General features: G+C 57.4%; 3 protein-coding genes. All 3 read left to right on the forward strand.

What is annotated here, in order from left to right:
• The coding region (locus Q1W15_RS23795; protein WP_300733587.1) for an IPTL-CTERM sorting domain-containing protein at positions 1-242 on the forward strand (242 nt) is incomplete at its 5' end.
• Between the two features lie 315 nt (positions 243-557).
• Positions 558-974 (forward strand): hypothetical protein, encoded by a 417-nt coding sequence (locus tag Q1W15_RS23800; protein WP_300733589.1) that lies wholly within the window; start codon positions 558-560, stop codon positions 972-974.
• A 234-nt stretch (positions 975-1,208) separates the two neighbouring features.
• Positions 1,209-2,933, forward strand: a complete 1,725-nt coding sequence (locus Q1W15_RS23805) for a DNA cytosine methyltransferase (RefSeq protein WP_300733591.1) — start codon at positions 1,209-1,211, stop codon at positions 2,931-2,933.
• Positions 2,934-3,307: the final 374 nt, after the last annotated feature.

The raw sequence follows: 3,307 nt of genomic DNA on the forward strand, positions 1-3,307 counted from the left end.
CCACCTGGTTTGCCCACGGCAGCGTCTCTGGCGACACTGTGACCTACACCGTCACCGACAACGGCATAGGCGATAGCAACCTAACCCCCGGCGTGATTGCTGATCCGTTCGCGCCCATGCTGCTGGCGGCCCCCGTCGCAGTGCAGCCCATCCCCACGCTGAGCCAGTGGGCGATGGTATTGCTGACTATGCTGCTAGCAGCCTTGGGGCTGCGGGCGCAGCGGCGCAAGGCACAGGTCTGAGCATGCAGCTCACCATGAATGAGCCACCTTCGGGTGGCTTTTTTATGGAGAAAAGCAGATCTAGGCCACCTTATTGAACTAGATAGCCCGCCCTTCGTTGGCTTTTCTCATTTCAGAGGCATGAGCACAGCGCCCTATGGGTGCTGTCCTGATTTCTCTGCATACTAGGACTGCAATCGACAAGCAGCAGCCCTTCGAACATTGACCGTCATTACTCGCCATAGCTGAGATCAGAACTTTTAGGCTTGTCTAAACACCACAACAGCGAAGTTGCCTATCGAGTTCCACACTCTTACAGTATTAGGCGAATCAAACATGCATATTGCATGGCTTTTAAAACTAGTTAGGTGGTTGTTTGTCATGGCTCTTCTCACGGCAGCATTAGTGACCGCGCTTTTCAACTTTGCCTTTGCAGCCGGCATCTATCTTTCGTTTCGTGGCTGGCTAGTGCCGCATGAGCCGAGTGGCGTTCAGGCGATAGGCCATCTACTGTTTACAGCGCCCTTGGTTATCTTGACCTCCATCTGCTTCTTTATTCTCAGCCTAATTGGTAAGTGCCGTCCCGCGTTCTGGAAGATCAACTCTCTAGGCCTACTCATTCCGATCATCACCTTTCAAGATGACGGACTCCGGCACGGGTACGATAAGTTCGGGCTGCTAGTTACTTGCTTCATTGCAGCAGCGCTCATTTTCCTGTACGTCCGGCACATCTGGCATTACGCTCGCCGCTAACAATTCATTCAAGCTAATGCCGGTTCGCAGCATTGCTTAATTCAAGGTGTTAATTGTTTGATTGTCTGCTTCGGGCCGAGGCAGCCATCACACCTGACCTAAAGCACCTTTGTAAATCGCACAGATTTCTATACAGATCAGCCTCATTTTTCTGGTGATCTACCCAGAAAACCCACCTTAATAGATTCCACAGCCCGCCACTGAGCGGGCTTTTTTACGTCTGGACTTTCCATCATGCTGACCCCTCAATTTGTCCTGCCAATGCACAACGAGCTGGTGGTGGACCTCTTCGCCGGTGGCGGTGGCGCATCCACCGGTATCGAGCTGGCCATTGGCCGCCACGTTGACATTGCCGTCAACCACGACCGCGAAGCAATCAGCCTGCACACGGCCAACCACCCACAGACGCGTCACTTTTGCAGTGATGTGTTCGAGGTGGACCCGCTGGCTGTGACTGACGCCCAGCCCGTGGGCCTGCTGTGGGCCAGCCCCGACTGCAAGCACTTCAGCAAGGCCAAGGGCGGCAAGCCCGTGAGCAAAAAGATACGGGGCTTGGCGTGGGTGGTGGTCGAGTGGGTTAAAGCACTCTTGCCAACTGACACGCACCCCAAGCTCATCTTGCTGGAAAACGTGGAAGAGTTTCAGACGTGGGGGCCACTGGGTGCTGACGACCGACCTTGCCCCGAGCGCAAAGGCCAAACCTTTCAGCTGTGGGTACAAGAGCTGCGCAACCTTGGCTACAAGGTAGAGTGGAAGGAGCTACGCGCCTGTGACTTTGGTGCACCCACGATCCGCAAGCGCCTGTTCCTGGTGGCGCGCCGTGATGGCTTGCCCATCGTGTGGCCCGCCCCTACGCATGCCAAACCCGATGCCAAGGGCAAGGTGCCCGCTGGCATGAAGCCATGGCGCACCGCAGCGGATTGCATCGACTGGAGCATTCCAGCACCGAGCATCTTTGAGCGCTCTAAGCCCTTGGCCGACGCCACGTGCCGGCGCATTGCCAAAGGCATCGTGCGCTTTGTGATGGAAGCGGAGAAGCCATTCATTGTTCCGGGTGTCGCGGCTACGCTGATTCAGACGGGTTACGGCGAACGCCCAGGACAGTCACCACGGGTACCGGGGCTGGAAAAACCACTGGGCACCGTGGTGGCCGGACAAAAGCATGCGGTTGTGCAAGCCTTCTTGGCCAAGCACTACACAGGAGTGGTGGGCACTGAGCTGGAGCAGCCTGCGGGGACAGTCACTACCGTGGATCACCACAGCATGGTGACCGCACATCTGACCAAGTTTCGTGGGGGCAGTGTGGGTACCGCCGTTGATGAGCCCGTGCATACCGTGACGGCTGGCGGCACACCCAAGCGGCCCAGCACCGGCAACACCATGGGCCTTGTGACTGCCAACCTGATTCACATGGGCCACGGCGAAGGCAAGGATGGCACCAAGCGCTGGAGCCACGGCATCCGTGATGTGGTCGATCCACTAAACACCATCACTGCACAAGGTGCTGCGGCAGGGATTGTGACCAGCCACATGATCAAGCTGCGCAACAACCAGTTTGGGCAGTCGCATGAAGACCCGGTACCAACGCTAACCGCTGGTGGTGGTCATGCCGGTGAAGTACGCGCCTTCTTGGTGAAGTACTACGGCAGTGACAAAGACGGCCAGGAGCTGCCCAACCCACTGCACACCATCCCAACCCGTGACCGCTTCGGTCTGGTGATGGTCCATGGAGAGCCCTACGCCATTGTTGATATTGGCCTGCGCATGCTGACCCCACGGGAGCTGTTTCGCGCCCAGGGGTTTCCGGACAGCTACCAGATTGAAACCGGTGCAACTGGTGAGTCGATCACCAAGACCGCCCAGGTGCGCATGTGTGGCAACAGCGTGTGCCCGCCGCTGTCTCACGCACTGGTTGCAGCCAACTACAGCGAACGGCAGGCACTGCGCCGAGCCGCTTAACTCAATACCAAGCCCACCTAGCGTGGGCTTTTTCTATGGAGCCAACCCCATGAGCACCACCACACCACCCGTGCCAGAGCAAACGCCTGAGCCCACCAAGCGCTGCATCCACTGCCTCGCTCTTATCCACACAGAACCCAAAGAGGGCGAAGCACTGCCCTGCTGCGGAAATTGATCCAGGAGCATCCATGAAAGAAACAGGACTGATGTTCAAGGCACCTCTGGTGCACGCAATCCTCTCGGGTCAGAAGACGCAGACGCGGCGTGTGATGAAGCCACAGCCAGCACCATGCACACACGATGCTTGGCCTACAAATTGGGTTGTCGAAGGATGCGAGTGGCACTGTGCAGTTTGCGGAAACGGTAACCGCCTG

The organism is Pseudomonas sp. (assembly GCF_030150285.1).
Taxonomy (GTDB): Bacteria; Pseudomonadota; Gammaproteobacteria; order Pseudomonadales; family Pseudomonadaceae; genus Aquipseudomonas.

Excerpts from the sequence above, each read along its gene's own strand:
- Q1W15_RS23800 (WP_300733589.1), top strand. The coding sequence starts at position 558 with ATGCATATTGCATGGCTTTTAAAACTAGTTAGGTGGTTGTTTGTCATG.
- Q1W15_RS23805 (WP_300733591.1), top strand. The coding sequence starts at position 1,209 with ATGCTGACCCCTCAATTTGTCCTGCCAATGCACAACGAGCTGGTGGTG.